The sequence below is a fragment of the Nocardia amamiensis genome (genome assembly GCF_015477605.1).
GTDB classification, from domain to species: domain Bacteria; phylum Actinomycetota; class Actinomycetes; order Mycobacteriales; family Mycobacteriaceae; genus Nocardia; species Nocardia amamiensis_A.
In genome coordinates this window covers 1-1,564 of record NZ_JADLQX010000141.1, presented here as the reverse complement: position 1 = coordinate 1,564, position 1,564 = coordinate 1, and the positions used below count along the sequence as shown (strand labels likewise).

Annotated in this window: 1 protein-coding gene; it reads right to left on the bottom strand. The window is 66.4% G+C overall.

Going from position 1 to position 1,564, the window contains the following annotated elements:
- Positions 1 to 446 precede the first annotated feature (446 nt).
- Complete coding sequence (locus tag IU459_RS37100) at positions 447 to 995, bottom strand: hypothetical protein (RefSeq protein ID WP_195134249.1); 549 nt, start codon at positions 993 to 995, stop codon at positions 447 to 449.
- Positions 996 to 1,564: the final 569 nt, after the last annotated feature.

Sequence of the window (1,564 nt, the reverse complement as noted above, 5' to 3'; positions counted from 1 at the left end):
CCCGTGCAGTGTGATCACCGCGTGTGCTGCGGCTCGCCGGCATTCCTGGACGAGATCGACGAACGCCGGGGGAAGGGTCCCGCCCTGGGGTGGCGGCTCGTGGAATACGGCGCCCAACTCGTAGCCAAGTGACCCGGCAGCGGCCCGCAGCCTGTCCTCAGTCGAATCACGGTCGCGGTCACCAAGCAGGTCATCGCGCAAATATCCGTAGGCAAGAGGCAATAGCGCAGTCATCGGATGAACCGGTTCCTGATCGGTCGGCCACGAGGTGTGGTCGACGTCGTTGTCGACCGACCTGACGTTGTTGTCGGGGGCTGGGGAGCCCTGGGCATCGTCCGTCACCCAGGAGCTACGTTTCTCCGTGGCAGTCGGCCTGGCAATGAGGGAAAACCCTCGCACCGATAGCCGGAGGGTGGGGGGGATGAACCAGAGGGTGGGGCATGCGGCTATCTGCGCGACGCGGCGACCGCCGCGCGGCTGACCCGTTGAGCGATCCGGGCACGACCGCAGGGAAACGGCACCCGAATCGGGTCACCAGGTCGGTGGGCCTCGATCACCCCGAGATGGGTCGTCAGGCCGGACAGGCCGGTGAGGCGGGCTTGCCCGGACGGATCCCCGACCAGCAGGACTTCGACCTCGCAGTGACCGATGATGTCGGTCGGGCGGGTGCGGTCGAGGGTGACCACGATGGTGGTGACCGGTTCGAGGCCTCGGCGCAGGTAGTCGTAGCCGGCATCGGAGGCCTGGTGGCTGAAGGTGAGGACTTCCGGGCCGGAGCATTCACCGATGAAACTCCAGCCGCGAGCGCGCAGGACGATGGCCAGCCCGGTGAACACGCGCGTATCCGCTGCGGACAGCGGGTGCCCGCATGTGGTGTGCAGGGCTTGCATGACACTGGACGGTGGGTAGCGGCGATGCCAGATCTCCGACTGCACCGCGCTGACAAGACCGGCCTGCTGCGCCGCAAGGCGGCGGTGTGTCTCTGCTATGGACATGACCTGTGATACTCGCAGCCCGAAGACCGGAGCCTGTGCTGACACGCGCAGGAAGGCCGCGATCCAACCGTGGTGCGGGGGTGTTCAGTGCGGTGAGGACCCTCACCCGGGGTGCGGCATCCGGCCGATGACCCGATGGCTGTCGATCGGCTTTTGCTCCCGCGCGGGCAGCGCGGCTGGACGGTATCGAAGTGGTATCGGAAGGGTCCGCACCGGCACTGCTGACCATGGCATGTCGCCTGTCGGCGTTTACGCTTCGGGGGGGGCGGTGGCCACCAGCGGCGGGTGAATCCGGTCCAGGAGAAATTTCCGCCGTCGACCGCCGTGGCCTTATTTCACTCCGATGTGCTGGTTTGCGCTTCGGTCGGCACAGGCGTGCAAGGGGTCAGATCAGGGCAGTTCGAGACTCGGCGGCGGACAGCAACTTTGAAGAAATTGAACACAGTTGCGGCAGCCGGGGTGTCTGGTCTTCAGTGCGCCGGACCGGGCGATGTCGCCCGCGGATTCGGGAGTTCCGCTCGATCAGTGCTGCGTTCGCCGACTCCCTAGAACGACCTGGTCCGATACCA

Coding starts and splice junctions, on each gene's coding strand:
- IU459_RS37100 (WP_195134249.1), bottom strand. CDS start 995: ATGTCCATAGCAGAGACACACCGCCGCCTTGCGGCGCAGCAGGCCGGT.